The sequence below is a fragment of the Xanthomonas sp. CFBP 8151 genome (assembly GCF_011761885.1).
GTDB lineage: Bacteria > Pseudomonadota > Gammaproteobacteria > Xanthomonadales > Xanthomonadaceae > Xanthomonas > Xanthomonas arboricola_B.
In genome coordinates this window covers 396,739-414,941 of sequence record NZ_JAASQZ010000002.1, presented here as the reverse complement: position 1 = coordinate 414,941, position 18,203 = coordinate 396,739, and the positions used below count along the sequence as shown (strand labels likewise).

19 protein-coding genes are annotated in these 18,203 nt (G+C 66.1%); 11 read left to right on the top strand and 8 right to left on the bottom strand.

Features of this window, described 5'->3' with window-relative positions; all coding sequences use genetic code 11:
• The first annotated feature begins 8 nt into the window (after nt 1–8).
• Nucleotides 9–641 carry a Hemin transport protein gene (locus FHT08_RS09755; RefSeq protein WP_104607369.1) on the top strand — a complete coding sequence of 211 codons (633 nt, stop codon included), beginning with the start codon at nt 9–11 and terminating at the stop codon, nt 639–641.
• Between the two features lie 27 nt (nt 642–668).
• On the top strand, nt 669–1,592 hold the full coding sequence (locus FHT08_RS09750; RefSeq protein WP_166774975.1) for a DUF6607 family protein: 924 nt from the start codon (nt 669–671) through the stop codon (nt 1,590–1,592).
• A gap of 139 nt (nt 1,593–1,731) precedes the next feature.
• Here FHT08_RS09750 and FHT08_RS09745 read toward each other — a convergent pair whose 3' ends face one another.
• The 7 genes from FHT08_RS09745 to FHT08_RS09715 form a co-directional block, all read right to left on the bottom strand.
• The gene (locus tag FHT08_RS09745) at nt 1,732–2,085 is read right to left on the bottom strand and encodes a DMT family protein (protein ID WP_039408585.1); all 354 of its coding nucleotides are present in this window, start codon (nt 2,083–2,085) and stop codon (nt 1,732–1,734) included.
• Nucleotides 2,086–2,254: 169 nt separating this feature from the next.
• Entirely contained in the window at nt 2,255–3,139 is an 885-nt protein-coding gene (locus FHT08_RS09740) for an ABC transporter permease (protein WP_104607371.1), read from the bottom strand.
• On the bottom strand, nt 3,136–3,975 hold the full coding sequence (locus FHT08_RS09735) for an ABC transporter ATP-binding protein (RefSeq protein WP_104538486.1): 840 nt from the start codon (nt 3,973–3,975) through the stop codon (nt 3,136–3,138). The genes FHT08_RS09740 and FHT08_RS09735 overlap by 4 nt, the downstream gene beginning before the upstream one ends.
• Before the next feature lie 3 nt (nt 3,976–3,978).
• Nucleotides 3,979–5,022 carry an ABC transporter substrate-binding protein gene (locus FHT08_RS09730; RefSeq protein ID WP_104538485.1) on the bottom strand — a complete coding sequence of 348 codons (1,044 nt, stop codon included), beginning with the start codon at nt 5,020–5,022 and terminating at the stop codon, nt 3,979–3,981.
• 86 nt (nt 5,023–5,108) lie between these two features.
• A complete protein-coding gene (locus tag FHT08_RS09725; protein ID WP_166774974.1) occupies nt 5,109–6,026 on the bottom strand; it encodes a TauD/TfdA family dioxygenase in 918 nt (305 codons plus the stop codon).
• Nucleotides 6,027–6,226: 200 nt separating this feature from the next.
• Nucleotides 6,227–8,710 (bottom strand): FtsX-like permease family protein, encoded by a 2,484-nt coding sequence (locus FHT08_RS09720; protein ID WP_166774973.1) that lies wholly within the window; start codon nt 8,708–8,710, stop codon nt 6,227–6,229.
• The gene (locus tag FHT08_RS09715; protein WP_258077291.1) at nt 8,707–9,324 is read right to left on the bottom strand and encodes an ATP-binding cassette domain-containing protein; all 618 of its coding nucleotides are present in this window, start codon (nt 9,322–9,324) and stop codon (nt 8,707–8,709) included. The genes FHT08_RS09720 and FHT08_RS09715 overlap by 4 nt, the downstream gene beginning before the upstream one ends.
• Nucleotides 9,325–9,415: 91 nt before the next feature.
• Here FHT08_RS09715 and FHT08_RS09710 point away from each other — a divergent pair, with 91 nt between their 5' ends.
• From FHT08_RS09710 to FHT08_RS09700, 3 genes are all read left to right on the top strand, one after another.
• Nucleotides 9,416–10,084 (top strand): arylesterase, encoded by a 669-nt coding sequence (locus FHT08_RS09710; protein ID WP_208408955.1) that lies wholly within the window; start codon nt 9,416–9,418, stop codon nt 10,082–10,084.
• Between the two features lie 104 nt (nt 10,085–10,188).
• Nucleotides 10,189–10,902 (top strand): response regulator transcription factor, encoded by a 714-nt coding sequence (locus FHT08_RS09705; protein ID WP_002811889.1) that lies wholly within the window; start codon nt 10,189–10,191, stop codon nt 10,900–10,902.
• Nucleotides 10,903–11,046: 144 nt separating this feature from the next.
• The gene (locus FHT08_RS09700; RefSeq protein ID WP_166774971.1) at nt 11,047–12,318 is read left to right on the top strand and encodes a HAMP domain-containing sensor histidine kinase; all 1,272 of its coding nucleotides are present in this window, start codon (nt 11,047–11,049) and stop codon (nt 12,316–12,318) included.
• Between the two features lie 237 nt (nt 12,319–12,555).
• Here FHT08_RS09700 and FHT08_RS09695 read toward each other — a convergent pair whose 3' ends face one another.
• Nucleotides 12,556–13,257 (bottom strand): SGNH/GDSL hydrolase family protein, encoded by a 702-nt coding sequence (locus tag FHT08_RS09695; protein WP_166774970.1) that lies wholly within the window; start codon nt 13,255–13,257, stop codon nt 12,556–12,558.
• Nucleotides 13,258–13,575: 318 nt separating this feature from the next.
• Between FHT08_RS09695 and FHT08_RS09690 the strand changes: the two genes are divergently transcribed.
• From FHT08_RS09690 to FHT08_RS09665, 6 genes are all read left to right on the top strand, one after another.
• A complete protein-coding gene (locus FHT08_RS09690) occupies nt 13,576–13,956 on the top strand; it encodes a diacylglycerol kinase (RefSeq protein ID WP_104607379.1) in 381 nt (126 codons plus the stop codon).
• A 259-nt stretch (nt 13,957–14,215) separates the two neighbouring features.
• Nucleotides 14,216–14,839: a LemA family protein gene (locus FHT08_RS09685; RefSeq protein WP_166774969.1), complete on the top strand. Its 624-nt coding sequence runs from the start codon at nt 14,216–14,218 to the stop codon at nt 14,837–14,839.
• A 192-nt stretch (nt 14,840–15,031) separates the two neighbouring features.
• On the top strand, nt 15,032–15,928 hold the full coding sequence (locus FHT08_RS09680) for a TPM domain-containing protein (protein ID WP_166774968.1): 897 nt from the start codon (nt 15,032–15,034) through the stop codon (nt 15,926–15,928).
• Nucleotides 15,928–16,419, top strand: coding sequence for a TPM domain-containing protein (locus FHT08_RS09675; RefSeq protein ID WP_104604201.1), 492 nt, complete (start codon nt 15,928–15,930; stop codon nt 16,417–16,419). Before FHT08_RS09680 ends, FHT08_RS09675 begins: the two co-directional genes overlap by 1 nt.
• Nucleotides 16,420–16,473: 54 nt before the next feature.
• The gene (lgt, locus tag FHT08_RS09670) at nt 16,474–17,364 is read left to right on the top strand and encodes a prolipoprotein diacylglyceryl transferase (RefSeq protein WP_166774967.1); all 891 of its coding nucleotides are present in this window, start codon (nt 16,474–16,476) and stop codon (nt 17,362–17,364) included.
• Complete coding sequence (locus FHT08_RS09665) at nt 17,361–18,155, top strand: thymidylate synthase (RefSeq protein WP_104538474.1); 795 nt, start codon at nt 17,361–17,363, stop codon at nt 18,153–18,155. Before lgt ends, FHT08_RS09665 begins: the two co-directional genes overlap by 4 nt.
• Nucleotides 18,156–18,203: the final 48 nt, after the last annotated feature.

Below are 18,203 nucleotides of genomic sequence, written 5' to 3'. Positions count from 1 at the left end.
TAGCTGCCATGCCCATCGCCCGCCCGCTGCCGTCGTTGTCGCATGCACGTGCCACCCGCGCTACGTTGCCGCGGCCGCAGCAGTTGGCGGCGCTGGGCACGGTGCTGTGCCTGTATCGGCCCGCATTGGGCAACGAACTGGATGGCTGGCAACACGCGGTGGATGCGGCGGCGTGCCGGCAGGTCGACAGCGATGGCGTGCGTGAGAGCATCTGGTTCTTCGATGCCGAGGGGCAGTGCTGCTGGCGGATCTGTCTATTGCCCGACAGCGACTTTCTGATCTGGGATCGCCTGGTTTCGCGTCTGCCGCCACTGCCGATGGAAAGCCATGAGCTGGGCGTCGGCGAGCGGTTGTGGCGTCGTCTGGCCGGGCGCATGCGCGGCGAAGCGTGGCGATTGAGCGCGCTGCGCCTGCAGACTGCTGCAACTCGCGAGCAGCCGTTGGTCGCCAGCCTGGCGACCGTGTCGGCGCTGGGTGCAGAAGTTGCCGCACGTCTTGCGCGCGAGGAGGGCATCGACGGACGTGTGGCGGTGGACGATTGCTGCTGCGCGCGCGCTGCCGCCTTGCGTACCAGCTCCATCACGTCCAGCAACATCACCCCGTCCGATATGACGACGTCGCTGGTGCGCCTGCGCCGCTGACGTCTCCAACCACTCCCGAGAGTTCCGATGAGTCGAACGTTTTCCCGTTGTATCGCACTGACATTGAGCCTGTTGCCGTTGATCGCCGCTGCCGATGCCCAGCGCGATCGCCAGAGCATCCTGGCGATGCAGGGCGAGTACGCCGTGGACTTTGCCTTCGACGAGACCGTGTTGCTCAAACCCGGTTACGAGCGTGCCTCGGCCATGCGCAGCGGCGCCAGCGAAGTGGTGATCGTGGTGGAGGACGCGCCGCGCAAGCTGGTGCTGCAGCATTTGCTGGTCGACGAAAAGAGCAAGCACGTGACCAAGCATTGGCGGCAGGACTGGATCTACGAGGCGCCGCAGCGTTTCGAATTCAGCGCCGATCAGACCTGGACGGTGCATGCGCTGCCGCCGGCAGTCACCACCGGCGCCTGGACCCAGTGCGTCTACGAGGTCAGCGACGCGCCGCGCTATTGCGGCACCGGTCGCTGGGACTACGCCGATGGCCATCCCACCTGGACCAGCGATCTGAGCTGGCGCCCGTTGCCGCGCCGCGAGTACACCAGGCGCAGCGACTACAACGCGCTCGCGGTGATCAATCGCCACACGCTTACGCCCAACGGCTGGACCCACGAGCAGTTCAATACCAAGGTATTGCGCAAGCCCGACGGCAGCCAGGAAGCGATCGCGCGCGAATTTGGCTTCAACGATTACCGCAAGACCACCGAGGTCGACTTCGCCCCGGCCTATGCCTACTGGAAAGGTACCCAAGACTACTGGGCCAAGGTGCGCACGCGCTGGGCCAGGTTGCTCGATACCCCGCCGGGCCTGCATCTGAAGACCAAGCCGGACGGCATGGCGATGATCATGCCGATGTTCGAGCAGGCAGAGATGGTGCAGAACGGCAAACGGGTCAAGGACGCGCAGATCGACGCGGTGTTCGCGCAGTGGGTCGAACCGGCGAACTAGTCATCCGGATGCCGTAGGAGCGCACCCGGGCGCGATCGGGCATTCCCGAGAACGCCCATCGCATCACAGGACGCTCTTGCGAGGTCGCGCCCTGGTGCGCTCCTACGAGCGAGACGGCGGTTGGTCGTTCAAAAAGCCGTTACTCCTTGAACATCAGGAACGCCGCCACCAGGATCAAGCCGAACGCGGCCCAGTGATTCCACTTCAACGACTGGCCCAGGTAAAACGTGGAGAAGCCGGCGAACACCAGCAGTGTGATCACTTCCTGCATGCCCTTGAGCTGCGGCGCCGAGTACACCGCGCTGCCCAGGCGGTTGCCCGGTACCTGCAGGCAGTATTCGAAGAACGCGATGCCCCAGCTGACCAGGATCGCGATCATCAGCGGCGTGCTCTTGTACTTCAGATGCCCGTACCAGGCGAAGGTCATGAACACGTTGCTGGCGAGCAGCAGCAGCACCGGATACAGATAGGCAGTGAAGGACGCGGTAGGCATGACGGCAGTGGCAGCTAGGGGCCGGCAGCATAAGCCAGTCCCGTTAAGCGCACGCGACCGTGCCGATGAGTCCGGCACGTAGCTCAGGCCGCTGGAGGCCGGTGCGAGGCTCGCCTGCAGTACGGCCAGGCAGAACGCCCGGCCGTGTGCCGCGCCTGCGGTCACCCCGCTAGCGCTGCATGCCCCAGCGACGCACGGTCAACCTCTCGATGGCCTGGAACACCACGCCCTCCACCAGCAGGCCCAGCACGATCACCATCGCCAGGCCGGCGAACACGCGGTCGGTATAGAGCTCGTTGCGGTTCTGGAAGATGTACCAGCCCAGACCGCCCTGGCCGGAGGTGGCGCCGAATACCAGCTCGGCGGCGATCAAGGTGCGCCAGGCGAAGGCCCAGCCGATCTTCAGCCCGGACAGGATCGCCGGCAGCGCGGCGGGAATCAGCAGTTGCGCCACGTAGCGCGGCCCACGCAGCCCGTAATTGCGCCCGGCCATGCGCAGGGTCTCCGGCACCGCCTGGAAGCCGGCATAGGTGGTCAGCGCCAGCGGCCACAGCACCGAATGCACCAGCACGAACACCAGGCTGCCGGTGCCCAGGCCGAACCACAGCAAGGCCAGCGGCAGCAGCGCGATCGCCGGCAGCGGATTGAACATGGCCGTCAGCGTGCCGAGCACGTCTCGGCCCCAGCGCGTGGAGGCGGCCAACGCGGTCAGTACGAAGGCCAGCACCACGCCGAGCGCGTAACCCTGCGCCAGCACACGCAGCGAAGCGCCCACGCGGCGCAGCAATTCGCCCGACAGCAGCCCATCGTAGAACGCGCGTGCGGTCTGCAGCGCGCTGGGTAGCATCAGGTCGTCGCCAACCACGCGTGCGGCGATCTCCCACACCGCGACCAGCACCACCAGCACCAGCGCCTTGCGCAGCCATGGCGGTGCTCGCCAGCGCAGCGGTACGGCGGCTGCAATCAACGCGGGATCGAGCGGCTGCAGGGCGACTTCGTACTCGGCCCGCACTGGTGGCAGTGGCGGCAGCGCGGGGGCGTTGGCGCGGCTCATGGCAGCGCCTCGCGCTGGCGCTCGGCCGGGCGACGCAATGGCGCCACCTTGGCGTCATCCAGGGCGTCGTCGGGCAGGTCGAACAGCAGCCGATGAATCCGCTGCGCGGTCTGCTGGAACGCCACGCTGCCGGCGCTGTGCGGGCCGAACGCATGCGCGTTGAGTTCGGCGCGCACCTGGCCCGGATGCGGCGACAACAGCAGCACGCGATTACCGACCACCAGCGCCTCCTCGATCGAATGAGTGACGAACAACAAGGTGAAGCGCAATTGCTCCCACAACTCCAGCACCTGCTCCTGCATGCGCGAACGCGTCAATGCATCGAGTGCGGCGAACGGTTCGTCCATCAACAACACGCGTGGGCGCATCGCCAATGCACGCGCAATCGCCACGCGTTGTTTCATGCCGCCGGACAAGGTGTGCGGGTAAGCCCCGGCGAACGCGCTCAGCCCGACCTGGGCCAGGCTGTCGTCGGCACGTTCGCGCGCCTCGGCACGCGACAGCTTGCGGGCTGCGCGCAGGCCGAACACCACGTTCTCGCGCACGGTCTTCCACGGCGCCAGCTGGTCGAATTCCTGGAAGACGACCACCCGGTCCGGCCCCGGCCCGGTGACCGCGTTGCCATCCAGACGGATCTGCCCCTCGCGCGGGGTGACGAAGCCGGCCACCGCCTTGAGCAGGGTGGATTTGCCGCAACCCGACGGCCCCAGCAGCACGAAGCGATCGGCTTCGTGCACATCGAAGCGCACGCGGTGGGTGGCGCGCACCACGCGTTGCGCGGAGGCATATTCCAGGCTGACGTGATCGACCTGCAGCAATGGTGTGGACGGACTCATCGCTCAGCTCCCACCGGCAATCAGCGGATCGTCGAAGAAGTAGTCGCTCAGCTTGCTCGGGGTCTGCTTGATCGCGCCGCTGTGCTGCATGAACTTGCCCAGTCCCAGCGTGTTCTGCGGTACCACGGTGAACTGCACTTTCGGGTCCTTGAGGATCTGCAACACCAGTGCGCGATCGATGCTCGAGCCATTGCGACGCAGAAAGATATCCGCCGCCTGTTCCGGATGCGCGGTGACGAAGCGTGCGGCCTGATCCAGCGCCGCGACGAAGGCGCGATAGGTCTTGGGATTGTCGCGGCGGAATGTCTCGGTGGCATACAGCACGGTGGCCGACGAGGGGCCGCCTTCGATCTCGTAGGAGCTGGTCACGATGTGTGCGGCCGGATTGCGCGCCAGTTCCTGCTCCTGGAATGGCGGGCTGGCGAAATGCGCGGTGATCTCGGTGCGGCCACGGATGATTGCGGCGGCCGCGTCCGGGTGCGGTAACGCGACCTGCAGTGGATCCAGTTGATGGGTGCCCTTGTCGCCCCAGCGTTGTTGCGAAGCATGCTGCAGGAAACGCGACTGCACCGACACGCCGGTGGCCGGCACCGCAATGCGGTCCTGCGGAGTGAAATCGCCGATGCTCTTGATGCGCGGATTGTTGCTGATCAGGTAGTACGGGAAGTTGCCCAGCGAGGCCACACCGCGCACATTCTGGCGGCCATGCGTACGGTCCCAGATGGTGAACAACGGCCCGACACCGGCGCCGGCGATATCGATCGAACCGGTCAGCAGGGCATCGTTGACTGCCGCACCACCGGACAACTGCAGAAACTGCACGTCGATGTCCACGCCGGCCGCCTTGCCCTGCTGCTCGATCAGCTTCTGATCCTGTGCCACGTCCAGCAACAGATAGACGATGCCGAACTGCTTGGCGACGCGCAGCTTTCCTTCGGCCTGCGCATGCGCGCTGTGCAGCAACGGCAATGCGGCCAGGAGCAGCAGCGCGACACGTCGGGAAAAACGTCCGCGCGGACGTGCGTGAGAGGTAACGGTCAAACGCATGCGGCGCTCCAGTCGAGGGGGGGAGGAAGAGGGCGCGTTTCCCAGCGCACTACGTGCTGCCAGACGCGCGCAAGGCAGCACCTTGGCTAGAACGGCGCATCGCCTTCGATGGTGGTGCGGTTGAGCCGACGGCGCAGGTGATCGGGCGTGCCGGCGGCCAGATGTATGACCGAGCGGTTGTCCCAGAACACCATGTCGTGCGGCTGCCAGCGGTGCCGATACACCAGGGCACTGCCGGTGCTGTGTGCGAACAGGGCCTGCAGCAGTGCATCACTTTCGTCGTCGGGCAAGCCGACGATACGGGTGGTGAAATGCTCGCTGACGAACAACGCTTTCTGCCCGGTTTCCGGGTGTGTGCGCACGATCGGATGCTGCACGGGTTTCACTTCGGCGATCTGTTCAGGCGTCAGCGCCGGGCGCCACGGATTGCGCGCACGCAGTTCTTCGTACTTGGCCAGATAGCTGTGCTCGGCACGTAGATCCTGTACCGTGTGCTTGAGCGCGTCGGGCAGGGTCTGCCAGGCCAGGTGCTGATTGGCGAACAAGGTGTCGCCGCCCTCGCTGGGCAGTTCCTGCTCATGCAGCAACGATCCCAGGCTGGGCGTGTCCTTGTACGACAGGTCCGAATGCCAGTAGTGCCCGGCATCGCCCAGACCGATCGGCTCGCCGTGCTCCTTGATGTTGGACACCACCAGCACTTCCGGATGTCCGCGCAGCTGGAAGTTACGCAGCACATGGATCTGCAGCGGGCCGAAGCGACGGCTGAAAGCGACCTGCTGCGCCGGCGTGATGCGTTGCTCGCGGAACACGAGCACGTGGTGGTCCAGATGCGCCTGATGGATGCGCGCAAAGGTATCCGCATCCAGAGGCTGCGACAGATCCAGACCGATCACTTCGGCGCCCAGCGGGGCATCGAACGGCACGATCCGGACACCGGAAGGGTGCTCTGTGGAAATCGCATCGCGCGGCGGTTGCGCACGCGCAGCGGAAGTGACGCTGGCCATGACGGTGGCACCTCGACGGCAACGAATGGCCGCCTTGGCCGGCAGCCGGACATATCACTGTAGGCAGTCCGGTCGCGGCTGCGAACGTACGATTGGCAAGGTGCTTATGCGCTGCCGGTATATGCGGCAGCGCGACGGAACGCGAACGGGCGACGCCTGCGCGCCGCCCGTTCGCGGGTTGAACCGATCGGGATCGGGCCTTACTCGGTGCGCAGCGCCAACGCCGGCGGCGTGGACAGGATGCGTCGCGTGCCCGACCAGCCGGCCAGCAGACTCAACACCAGGCCAAACGTGCCACCGATCAGCAGGCGCGGCCAATCCGGCGTCAACGCGATCTCGAAGGCTTTTTGCCCGACCACCGCTCCGATCACCGCGGCGGCGGTCACCGCCAGCGTTGCCGCCAACAGGCCGAGCGCGCCGAATTCCACCAGCACCGCGCCACGCAACTGCCCGCGACGCGCGCCCAGCGTGCGCAGCACCGCACTGTCATAGCGACGCTCGCCGGCGGTGGCCTGCAAGGCCGCCAGCAGCACCAGCACGCCGGCCAGCAGGCTGAAACCCATGACCAGTTGCACCGCCTGCGCCACCTGGTCGATCACCTCGCGCACGCGGCCGAGGATCGCATCGATGTCCAGCACCGAAATGTTGGGGTAGTCGCGGCTCAGCGACGCCAGCCTGGGCGCGTTGCCGGGCGGCAGATGGAAGCTGGAAATCAGGTTGTACGGCGCATCGCCGACCGAGCCCTGATTGAGCAGCAGGAAGAAATTGACCCGGAAAGAATCCCAGTCGGCCTTGCGGATGCTGGTGACGGTGAAGCTGCGCTGCTGCTCGCCCAGCAGCAGGGTGATGCGGTCGCCCAGTTTGAGCTGGTACCGTTGCGCCCAGCCTTCTTCCACCGAGGCCTCCGGCGCAGTACTGTCGGCCGCCCAGAATCTGCCTTCCAGCAGGGTGTTTGCCGGCGGAAATGCATGCCGCCAGGAGAAATTGACCGGGCGGTTGTCGCCATCGCCATCGTCGGCCGGATCGCGGTCGCCGCGTAGTGGCGGCCTGTCGTTGATCGCCACCAGGCGCCCGGTCGAAAACGGCTCCACGGCCGCATCCTCCACGCCCAGGCCGCGCAGCGTCTGCAGCACCGGCTCGGTCTGCTCGGGCTGGATGTTCATCAGGAAATAGTTGGGCGTGTCCGCCGGCAGGCGGTTGCGCCACTGCCCGAGCAGGCCGGGGCCGACCACCGCCAGCAGCAGCAGCGCGCACAACGACAGCGACAGCCCGACCAACTGCACAACGCTCAGCCCGCGTCGCCGCGTGAGCGAGGCCAGGCCCAGCTTCCAGGCGCCGCGCAGGCGGTGCTGGATCGGCCGCAGCAAGGCCAGCAGGCCCAGTCCCAGCGCCATCGCCACCAGCGCCAGTGCGGCCAGGCCGCCCAGGACCCAGCCGGCCAGCACCAGGTTGCCGGTCGCGTACACGGTCAGCGCCAGCGTGGCCGCCAATGCCGCGGCGTAGACCAGCAAGGAACTTGGCGGCACCGCGGCAAAGCTGCGGTTGAGCACGCGCATCGGCGGCACGTTGCGCAGCCGCAGCAGCGGCGGCAGGCCGAAGCCCAGCAACAGCACCAGGCCGATGCCTGCACCGGCCAGGGCAGGGGTGGCCTGCGGCAACGGTAGCCGGTTCGGGATCAGGCTGCCCAGCGCCTGCACCAGGCCTTCCTGCGCCAGCATGCCCAGCCCGATCCCGACCAGGCAGGCCGGAATCGCAGTCAGCAGCAGTTGCAGCGACAGCATCGCCAGGATGTCGCGCTGGCGTGCGCCCAGGCAGCGCAACACCGCCACGGTGTCGATACGGCGCATCGCAAAGCGGTTGGCTGCCAACGCGGTCGCCACGCCGGACAACAGCACCGCCAGCAATGCCGACAAGGCCAAAAAGCGCCCCGCGCGATCGAACGCCGCGCGCATGCCGCGCTGGGTGTCCTCGATGCCGACCAGGCGGTATTCGCTGGCGCGCGGTTTCAGCCAGGCGCGCAAGTCGGCGATGGCATCGGGCGCGCCGGAGAACATCAGCCGGTACGAGGCGCGACTGCCGGGGCCAAGCAGGCCAGCACCATCGATATCGGCGCGATTGACCAGCAGCGGCGGCGACAACTGCATCAGCTCACCGGACGCATCCGGCTCGGCACGCAGCACGCCGGTGATGGTGAGATGGCCAGCGCCGAATTCCAGCTGTTCGCCCACGCGCAGGCCCAGGGCCTCCAGCAGACGAGGGTCGGCATAGGCCTGGCCCGGCGGTGGTGCGCCCGCAGGCTTGCCCTGCATGCCGGCACTGTCCGTGGACACCAGCAATTGCCCACGCAACGGGTAGCCCGCGCCGACACCGCGGATATTGGCCATCTGGCTGGCGTCGCCATGAAACAGGACGCTGGGGAAGCTGACCATGCGCGTGCTCCGCAAGCCACGACGCTGCGCTTCTTCGGCGAAGTCGGCCGGGATCTCCTGGCGGCCGGTCACGCCCAGATCGCCACCGAGCACTTCGGCCGCGCTGGAGGTCAGCGCCAGGGTCACCCGATCGACCAGCGTGCCGACCGCCGTCATCACCGCCACGCCCAGCACCAGCGCGGCGAACACGGTCAGCAGGTCGCCGGCCAGGAATTCGCGGCGCATGGCGCGCGCGGCTTGACGCAGTACGTTCATGCGGCCGAACCGGGCTGGGCGTGCAGGCGGCCGCTGTCGATGCGGTAGACGTGATTGCAGCGTTGCGCCAGCGTCATGTCGTGAGTCACCAGCACCAGCGTGGTGTCGCTGGTGGCATTGAGCGCGAACAGCAGGTCGCTGATCTGCGCACCGGTGGTCTGGTCCAGGCTGCCGGTGGGCTCGTCCGCAAACAGGATGCGCGGTTTGGCCACGAACGCGCGTGCCAGCGCCACACGTTGCTGCTCGCCGCCGGACAGCTGGCGCGGGTAGTGGCGCGCGCGCGCGCTCAGGCCGACCGCTTCCAGCACCTCGCGCACCCGCGCCGCATCCTCGCGTCCGGCCAGTTCCAGCGGCAGCGCGATGTTTTCTTCGGCGGTGAGCGCCGGCAGCAGATGGAAGCTCTGGAACACGAAGCCCACCTCGCGCGCGCGCAAGGCGGCGCGGGCTTCCTCGTCCAGCTGGCCCAGATCCTGCCCGGACAACGCGATGCTGCCGCGGCTGGGCAGGTCCAGGCCGGCAAGCAGTCCGAGCAGGGTGGTCTTGCCCGAACCGGACGCGCCGACGATGGCGATACTGTCGCCTTCACCGACCGTCAAGCTGACGTTGTCGAGGATGTGGAGCGTTCCCTCCGGTCCATTGACGGATTTACCGACCTCGCGGACGTCGATGGCGGTGCGGGTGCTGGAGCGGGGGGCCAGACTGTCGATGAGGAATCTCCGAATGCGTGAAAGAACACTGCGATATGGCGCGCTAGTCCTGTGGCTGCTGACACTGTCCCTGCTTGCGCCAGGAATTGCCTCTGCCAAAAGTCCGGTGGCGACTGCACCGATCCTGGTGGTCGGCGACAGCCTGAGCGCTGCACACAACATCCCGGTGCAGTCCGGTTGGGTCAACTTGCTGGACCAACGTCTCAAGCGTGACATGGCGACGCCACCGGCGGTCGTCAATGCCAGCATCAGCGGCGAAACCACATCCGGTGCGTTGACGCGGCTGCCCGGCCTGCTGCAGAAGCATCGCCCCGGTGTGATAGTGATCGAACTCGGCGGCAACGATGCGCTGCGCGGCCTGACCCCGGCCCAGCTCAAGGGTAATCTGGAAAAGATGATCCGGCTCAGCCAGCAGGCCGGCGCGCAGGTGTTGTTGCTCGGCATCGACGTGCCGCCGAATTACGGCCCCGCCTACCGCGAGCGCCTGAAGGCGGCCTACGCCGATCTGTCCGGGCAGTACAAGACGGCGCTGGTGCCGTTCTTCCTCGAAAAGGTCGCACTGCAGCCAGGCCTGATGCAGGCCGACGGCCTGCATCCCACTGCCGCAGCCCAGCCCAAGGTGCTGGAAACGGTGTGGCCGGCGCTACGCCCCATGCTCGGGCGTTGACAGCTGGCAGCGACCACATGCCGTTACAAAGCGTTACTTGATCTTCACGCCCTTTCCACTGCCGATCCGGCATGTTTCACAAAGCTGAAGACCGAGGAAAGTCCATGCGTCAGACCAAGGAAACGTCCGGCCTCGTGCTGGTCGTCGAAGACAACCGCAATATCTCTGAAATGATCGGCGAGTACCTAGAAGGCCGTGGCTTCGAGGTCGACTATGCACAGGACGGACTCGACGGCTATCGTCTGGCCGCCGAGAACAGCTACGACGTGGTCGTGCTGGATCTCATGCTGCCACGTCTGGACGGCATCGAAGTGTGTCGTCGCCTGCGTAACGACGCACGCAAATCCACCCCGGTGCTGATGTTGACCGCCCGCGACACGCTCGACGACAAGCTTACCGGCTTGGGTTTCGGTGCGGATGACTACCTGACCAAGCCATTTGCGATCCAGGAACTGGAAGCGCGTCTACGTGCCCTGATCCGTCGCGAGCGTCGCCAGGTGGGCTCGGAAGTGCTCAAGGTCGCCGACCTGGTGCTCGATCCGGTCAGCATGCGTGCCACCCGCGCCGGCACCGAGCTGCAGCTTTCGCCGATCGGCCTGCGGCTGCTCACCATCCTGATGCGCGAGTCGCCGCGTGTGGTCACCCGCCAGGAAATCGAGCGCGAGATCTGGGGCAACGGGTTGCCGGATTCGGACACCTTGCGCAGCCATCTGTACAACCTGCGCAAGATCATCGACAAGCCGTTCGATCGCCCGCTGCTGCATACCGTGCAGAGCGCCGGCTACCGCATTGCCGACATCGCTCAGCCGATGGCCTGATGTCACCGGCCGGCCACCGTTCTGGCGGTCGGTCACCTCCTGTAGGCGCCCACGCGCCTGTCGCTTCCGCGTGCTGCCGTCTGGCTGCACGACGGGCTTACGGAAGCGTTGCCTATAATCCGGCGCTCTCCCCTGGATGCAGCAATGCCGCACGGGCTTTCACGAAAAATACGTCTGGCCTTTCTTCTGCAGGTCGCTCTGGCGGGCCTGGCGATCGTGCTGGGCGGTTATCTGCTGTCGTTCGTCATCAAGTACAGCCTGGTGCGGACCGTGCTTGCCGACGAGGCGGTGCATTTCTGGCAGATGCGCAAGAGCGCGCCCAACAACCCGCCGCCAAATACACGCAACATCCAGGGCTATTTTTCGCCCACCGGGCAAGGCCGCGACACTGCGCCGGCAGCGTTGCAGCGGTTGTCGCCGGGCTTCAGGGAAGTGGCGGCCGCCGACGCCCTGGTGTATGTCGATCAACGTCCGGAAGGGCGCTTGTATCTGGTGTTTCCACGCTCGCGTGCGGCGCACCTGACGCTCTGGTTCGGCGTGGTGCCGGCGATGCTGGTACTGCTGGCGATCTACGGCGTGTTCTGGGTGACCTACCAAACGTCCAGACGGCTGGTGTCGCCGATCAGCTGGCTGGTATGGCGCGTGTCGCAGTGGGATCCGCGCAACCCCGATGTCGACGAACTGGCACCGGAGCGGCTTCCTGCCGACCTGCAGGGCGAGACCCGGCAATTGGCCGCCGCCCTGCATACGCTCGGGCAGAAGGTCAGTGAGCACGTCGCGCGCGAGCGCAACTTCACCCGCGATGCCAGCCACGAACTGCGTACACCGTTGACGGTGATTCGGGTGGCCAGCGACATGGCGCTGGCCGACGACGAATTGTCGCAACGCACCCAGCGCAGCCTGCGCCGGATCCAGCGCGCCGGCCGCGACATGGAAGCGGTGATCGACGCCTTCCTGATCCTGGCGCGCGAAGCGGAGATCGACCCGCAAAGTGAAACCTTCGATGCCGCCGAACTGGCCAGCGAAGAGGTCGACAGTGCCCGCGAATTGCTGGGCGACAAGCCGGTGTCCCTGACGAAGGTCGGTGACCGCAGCCTGCAGATGTTCGCCCCGCCGCGCGTGATGCGCGTGGTGCTGAGCAACCTGCTGCGTAATGCCTGCGCCTATACCGACACCGGCAGCATCGAAGTGGAGGTCACCCAGGACCGCATCATCGTGCGCGATACCGGAATCGGCATGAGCGAAGAAGCGCGCGCGCGCGCGTTCGAGCCGTTTTTCCGCGCCGATCCCACACGCCCGCAGGGCACCGGCCTGGGTCTGTCGATCGTGCGCCGGCTGTGCGATCGCTTCGGCTGGCGGATCGAACTGCATAGCGAGTCGGGTGTCGGTACCTCGGTTGCAGTGGTGGTGGCCTGAGGGAGTGGCGGCCTTAACGGCATGTGGTTTGCTTGGTATCGGCCCAGGCGGGGGAACACGTTGCACGCGCCTGGGGCACCGGTTGCGCCTGCCGATGATGGGGTTTTCCACTACCTGGCATTGACGCTGTCTGCCTTGCCGTTACGCGCAGACGCCAGATGCATCGGCGTGATCGGGTGCCGCAACCAATCGATCGGTCGCGCTGGCGAATGCGTCGCCAGCGCGACCTGTCGATCGCTACTTCTGCCCCAACACCGGGGCCACCGCCTTGCGCCAGATGGCATAGCCCTCGGCGGTCATGTGCAGCATGTCTTGGCGGAACAGCTCGGCGCGCGGTTTGCCGTCGGCATCGAGCATCGGCGTGTAGACATCCACATAGTCCACGTGCGGCAGCGGCGCGAGTGCGTCCTTGATCAGGCGATTGGCGGTGACGATCGCCGGCAGCAGATGCGCGCGCGATGGACTGGGTTTGATCGATAGATAGCTGATGCGCGCGGTGGGCAGATCACGGCGGACGCGCTTGACGAATGCCAGTACATCGTCGCGCACCTGCTGCGGCGTGCGGCCGCTGTTGAGATCGTTGTCGCCGGCATACAGCACCACTTGGCGCGGTGCATACGGAATCACGATACGGTCGGCATACCAGGTGCTGTCGCGCACTTCCGAACCGCCGAAGCCGCGATTGATCACCGGCATTCCGGGGAAATCCTGCGCCAGCGTGTCCCAGAAACGGATCGACGAACTGCCGACGAAGACGATGCCGTGCCTGGGCGGCGGTTGTTGCGCATCGCTGTCGGAAAAGCGACGCATGTCGGCTTCCCAGGCGGCATTGGACACCTGCGCCGGTATCTGTGGCGCGGCGTTCGGTGCGGCGGCGTGGACGTGGCCGGACAACAAGGCAAGGACGCACAGCAGCGTGCGCAAGGGATGTTTGGTCATGCGAAAGAACCTGCGACAGCGAAGCGGGCCACCATGGTGCGACAGGCTGGAAGCGTAGGGCAAACCGGTGGGCTTGCAGCGCGTGTTATCGGCTTGCTCGCAGATCGCATCGCCGGGCCTGCACCGGCGCTGGGGCAGAAATTGCGCCATGCGGCAGCATCTGACCGCATCGCAGACCCAGCGCCACCCGTTCGGGCGCGTCGTGCGCCCTGGCGGCGCGCTGCATGACGGTGCAAGATTCGCACTTTCCTCAGCAGTGACCACGCCATGCGTTCGAGCCGTCCCCAGACACGCCCTTGCGGCCGGAAGCACTGACGCATGGCAGATCAACTGGGACACGTGCCGCGCGGCCCGCGCCGCATGCTCAAGGCGGCGATCTGGTCGTGGCAGGGATTGCGCGCGGCATGGCTGCACGAATCCTCGTTCCGGCTGGAGGTGTGCCTGGCGGTAGTGCTGGTGCCGCTGGGGCTGTGGCTCGGCCAGTCCGGCCTGGAACGCATCGCGCTGATCGCGCCGCTGCTGATCGTGCTGGCCGCCGAATTGCTGAATTCGGCGATCGAGGCGGTGATCGAACGTTACGGCCCCGAGCACCATGTACTGGCCGGCCGCGCCAAGGACATGGGCTCGGCGGCAGTGTTCCTGCTGCTGATCAATGTGCTGTTGTGCTGGGGACTGATCCTGCTGCCGCGCTTGTTCTGAGGAGCACTGCGTTTGCGCGACCTGCAGCTGCCATGCTTCTGTAGGCGACTGGAGTGTCGTCTGCGTGGCGGCGTTCATGGCGATGCGCCGCACCTAGGCACCAGCGATGCGTCCCGGCCACGCAGCATGCTGCGACTGCTTCTTTCTGTTGTCAGGCCCACCGCGCTGGGCCCGGATCGTCCGTCAGGCGGGCGCATGTGCATGCCGGCTTGACTCGCCGCGTGGCATGCTGCAGCTCTCTTTCAACGGAATCGCCTGCATGCCCGTCCTGATTCGCGCCCTGGTGTTGCTGATGCTGACCGTCTCGCTGTCCGGTTGCGGCTACAACGCAATCCAGCAGAAGGAAGAAGGGGTCAAGGCAGGTTGGTCGGAGGTGCTGAACCAATATCAGCGTCGTGCCGATTTGATTCCCAATCTGGTGCGCACCGTGCAGGGCTACGCCCAGCAGGAGCGCCAGGTGCTGACCGAAGTGACCAATGCGCGCTCGCGTGTGGGGCAGATCCAGGTCAACGCCGACGACGAAGCCTCGTTGAAGCGATTCCAGCAGGCGCAGGGCGAGCTTGGCAGCGCACTGTCGCGCCTGTTGGTGGTCAGCGAAAACTATCCGCAACTCAAATCCGACCAGTCGTTCCGCGATCTGCAGGTGCAGCTGGAAGGCACCGAGAACCGCATCACCGTGGCGCGCGGTCGTTACATCCAGACGGTGCAGGACTACAACACCTACATCCGTTCGTTCCCGCAGGTGATCACCGCCAAGATCTTCGGCTATCAGGCCAAGCCCAATTTCAGCGTGGAAAACGAAGCGCAGATTTCGCGCGCACCGCAGGTGGATTTCGGCAATCAGCAGGCGCCGCAGCAATCGCAGCCGCAACCTGCGCAGTAAGCCATCGCAACCTGCGCATCGTTAAGAGGAGTTGGGGTGAGGGGACGGGGCGAAGCCTTTGGGTTGTCCAATGACACAAGGCTTGGCTCGTCCCCTCATCCGCCCCTTCGGGGCAGCTTCTCCCGCAGGTAGAAGGGTCAACCAAGTGCCAGTGCCGATGAAGCGCCAGTGCTCATCAGGTAGGAGTTGCGAATGCGGAAGAACTACATGCGGGTGTTCTGGATGGTGGCGCTGTTGCTGCTGCCGGCCTCGCTCCTGGCGCAGGATCTGGCAGCCATTCCGCCACTGCGCTCGCCCGTGGTCGACACCACCGGCACCTTGGATGCCTCGCAGACCCAACAACTCGAGCAGCAGGCGCTGGCCTTGCAGCAGCGCAAGGGCGCGCAGTTGCAGATCCTGATCGTGCCGACCACGCAGCCCGAAGCGATCGAGCAGTACACCCAGCGCGTGTTCGACCAGTGGAAGATCGGCCGCAAGGGCGTGGACGACGGTGTGTTGCTGCTGGTGGCCAAGGACGATCGCAGGGTGCGGATCCAGCCCGGCTACGGGCTGGAAGGCGCGATACCCGACATCACCGCCAACCGCATCATTCAGGAGTACCTGGCGCCGCGCTTCCGTGAGGGCGACTACGCAGGCGGCATCAGCGCTGCGACTGCGACGCTCGCCGGCCTGATCGAAGGCGAGGCCCTGCCGGCGCCGGTCAGCGGGCACGCCGATGGCGGCGCCGGCAACGGTTCGGGTGGCGGCGGCTGGATCATGGCCTTGTTCATCGGTTTTGTGGTCGCGATGGTGGCGCGCGGCATTCTCGGTGCCCTGCCACGGCCGCTGCGCGCGTTGCTGACCGGCGTCGCCGCCGGTGGCGCCGCCCTGCTGTTTACCTCGCTGCTGTTCGCCAGCGCCGGCGCTGCGGTGATCGGGCTGCTGGCAGGCCTGGCGTCCGGTTCGCCGGGGCGCTTTGTCGGTGGCGGTGGCTGGGGCGGTGGTGGATTCGGTGGCTTTGGAGGCGGTGGCCGCGGCGGTTTTGGTGGCGGCGGCTGGGGTGGTGGTGGCGGATCATCGGGAGGCGGTGGCGCCTCGGGGAGCTGGTAATGCGGTGGCTCAGGCATGTCTTCGCGCCGTCGGCGCAGCGCAGTTTCCCTGCCGGCTGCATGAATGCGATCGCCGCGGCGGTTGCCGCCAGCGAGCGCACCCACACCGGTCAGGTCATGGTGGCGGTGGAAGCCGACCTGCCGCTGGACGCGCTATGGCGCGGGCACACCGCGCGCCAGCGTGCCGAACAGGCGTTCGCGCAATTGCGCACCTGGGACACCGAGGCCAATAACGGGGTGCTGCTCTATCTGCTGCTGGCCGACCACGCCATCGAAGTGGTCGCCGACCGCGGGCTGCGCAGCCGGGTGCCGGAGGCGCAATGGGCAGAGGTGTGCCGGCGCATGCAGCAGTTCCTGCGCGAGGGCGAGCACGAGGCGGCGGTGCTGGCCGGGATCGAGGCGGTGACCGTGCTGTTGGCCGAGCAGTTCCCCACAACTGATGGCGTCCAGCATGAAGACGAGCTGCCCGATCGTCCACATCTTTTAGGCTGAACGCGTGCGAGGTGTCAGAATAGACGCCTCGCTTTTTTGTGATCCGCGGTCCGCATGATCTATCTGCACGCCATCGACCCCATCGCCTTCTCGCTTGGACCGGTGCAGGTGCACTGGTACGGGTTGATGTATCTCGCCGCGTTCTTCTCTGCCTGGGCACTGGGGCGCTCGCGCATCCTGCGTGGCCGCTTGCCGGGTGTGGACATGGACGGATTTTCCGACCTGTTGTTCTACGGCATGCTCGGCGTGGTGCTGGGCGGGCGCATCGGCTACATGCTGTTCTATGCGTTCGACAGCCTGCTGGCCAACCCGTTGATCCTGTTCAAGGTGTGGCAGGGTGGCATGAGCTTCCACGGCGGCCTGCTGGGCGTGCTGATCGCGTGCGGGCTGTGGGCGCGCAAGCACCGGCTGCACTTCTTCGACGTGATGGATTTCGTGGCGCCGCTGGTGCCGCTGGGTCTGGGCTTCGGGAGGCTCGGCAATTTCGTCGGCGGCGAGTTGTGGGGCAAGTTCACCGCTGCCGGTTGGGGCGTGATCTTCCCGCTTGCGCCGGAACTGGCCGGCACGTTGCCTGCACAGATTCAGGCGCAGTACGCCGCCGGTGCGTTGAACCGGTTCGCGCGGCATCCTTCGCAGCTCTACGAAGCGGCGCTGGAAGGGGTGGTGATGTTCGTGGTGCTGTGGACGTTCTCGATGAAACCGCGCGCACGCTATGCGGTGTCGGGGATGTTCGCGCTGCTGTACGGCGTGTTCCGTTTCATCGTGGAATTCGTGCGCGTGCCGGATGCACCGATCGGCTACCTGGCCTTCAACTGGCTGACGATGGGGCAGATCCTGAGCCTGCCGTTGATCATCGGTGGCCTGGTGTTGCTGGCGATGTCGCGCCGCGCGCCGGTGTTGCAGCCGGTACTGGTGCAGACCGCGGGCGCGGAGGCGGCCAAGTGAAGCCCTATCTGGACCTGCTGCAGCATGTGCTGGACCATGGCGCCGAGAAGTCCGATCGCACCGGCACCGGCACGCGCAGCGTGTTCGGCTGGCAGATGCGCTTCGACCTCAACGACGGTTTTCCGCTGGTGACCACCAAGAAGCTGCACCTGCGCTCGATCATCCACGAGCTGCTGTGGTTCCTGCAGGGCGACACCAACATCGGCTATCTCAAGGACCACCAGGTTCGGATCTGGGACGAATGGGCCGACCACAACGGCGATCTCGGCCCTGTGTACGGCAAGCAATGGCGGCGCTGGACCGGCCCGGACGGCGTCGAGATCGACCAGATGCAATGGCTGGTGGACGAGATCAAGCGCAACCCGGATTCGCGCCGGCTGGTGATCAGCGCCTGGAACGTCGGCGAGCTGCCGCAGATGGCCCTGATGCCGTGTCACAGCCTGTTTCAGTTCTATGTGGTGAACGGCAAGCTCAGCTGCCAGCTGTATCAGCGCAGCGGCGACATCTTTCTCGGCGTGCCGTTCAATATCGCCAGCTACGCACTGCTGACGCACATGGTGGCGCAGGCCACCGGCCTGGGCGTGGGCGACTTCGTGCATACGCTGGGCGATGCGCACCTGTATTCGAATCACTTCGCGCAGGCACGCGAGCAACTGGCGCGCAGCGCGCGTGCGCTGCCGACCTTGCGCCTGAATCCTGCCGTGACCGACCTGTTTGCATTCCGCTTCGAGGACATCGCCATCGAGGGTTACGACCCGCATCCGGCGATCAAGGCGCCGGTGGCGGTGTAAGCGTCGCTTCGCTGAGTGATGCCACACGTGGATTTGATGTTCGAAGGG

Excerpts from the sequence above, each read along its gene's own strand:
- FHT08_RS09720 (WP_166774973.1), bottom strand. The coding sequence starts at position 8,710 with ATGAACGTACTGCGTCAAGCCGCGCGCGCCATGCGCCGCGAATTCCTG.
- FHT08_RS09750 (WP_166774975.1), top strand. The coding sequence starts at position 669 with ATGAGTCGAACGTTTTCCCGTTGTATCGCACTGACATTGAGCCTGTTG.
- FHT08_RS09700 (WP_166774971.1), top strand. The coding sequence starts at position 11,047 with ATGCCGCACGGGCTTTCACGAAAAATACGTCTGGCCTTTCTTCTGCAG.
- FHT08_RS09745 (WP_039408585.1), bottom strand. The coding sequence starts at position 2,085 with ATGCCTACCGCGTCCTTCACTGCCTATCTGTATCCGGTGCTGCTGCTG.
- FHT08_RS09685 (WP_166774969.1), top strand. The coding sequence starts at position 14,216 with ATGCCCGTCCTGATTCGCGCCCTGGTGTTGCTGATGCTGACCGTCTCG.
- FHT08_RS09675 (WP_104604201.1), top strand. The coding sequence starts at position 15,928 with ATGCGGTGGCTCAGGCATGTCTTCGCGCCGTCGGCGCAGCGCAGTTTC.
- FHT08_RS09730 (WP_104538485.1), bottom strand. The coding sequence starts at position 5,022 with ATGCGTTTGACCGTTACCTCTCACGCACGTCCGCGCGGACGTTTTTCC.
- FHT08_RS09705 (WP_002811889.1), top strand. The coding sequence starts at position 10,189 with ATGCGTCAGACCAAGGAAACGTCCGGCCTCGTGCTGGTCGTCGAAGAC.
- FHT08_RS09740 (WP_104607371.1), bottom strand. The coding sequence starts at position 3,139 with ATGAGCCGCGCCAACGCCCCCGCGCTGCCGCCACTGCCACCAGTGCGG.
- FHT08_RS09735 (WP_104538486.1), bottom strand. The coding sequence starts at position 3,975 with ATGAGTCCGTCCACACCATTGCTGCAGGTCGATCACGTCAGCCTGGAA.
- FHT08_RS09710 (WP_208408955.1), top strand. The coding sequence starts at position 9,416 with ATGAGGAATCTCCGAATGCGTGAAAGAACACTGCGATATGGCGCGCTA.
- lgt (WP_166774967.1), top strand. The coding sequence starts at position 16,474 with ATGATCTATCTGCACGCCATCGACCCCATCGCCTTCTCGCTTGGACCG.
- FHT08_RS09680 (WP_166774968.1), top strand. The coding sequence starts at position 15,032 with ATGCGGAAGAACTACATGCGGGTGTTCTGGATGGTGGCGCTGTTGCTG.
- FHT08_RS09690 (WP_104607379.1), top strand. The coding sequence starts at position 13,576 with ATGGCAGATCAACTGGGACACGTGCCGCGCGGCCCGCGCCGCATGCTC.
- FHT08_RS09695 (WP_166774970.1), bottom strand. The coding sequence starts at position 13,257 with ATGACCAAACATCCCTTGCGCACGCTGCTGTGCGTCCTTGCCTTGTTG.
- FHT08_RS09755 (WP_104607369.1), top strand. The coding sequence starts at position 9 with ATGCCCATCGCCCGCCCGCTGCCGTCGTTGTCGCATGCACGTGCCACC.
- FHT08_RS09725 (WP_166774974.1), bottom strand. The coding sequence starts at position 6,026 with ATGGCCAGCGTCACTTCCGCTGCGCGTGCGCAACCGCCGCGCGATGCG.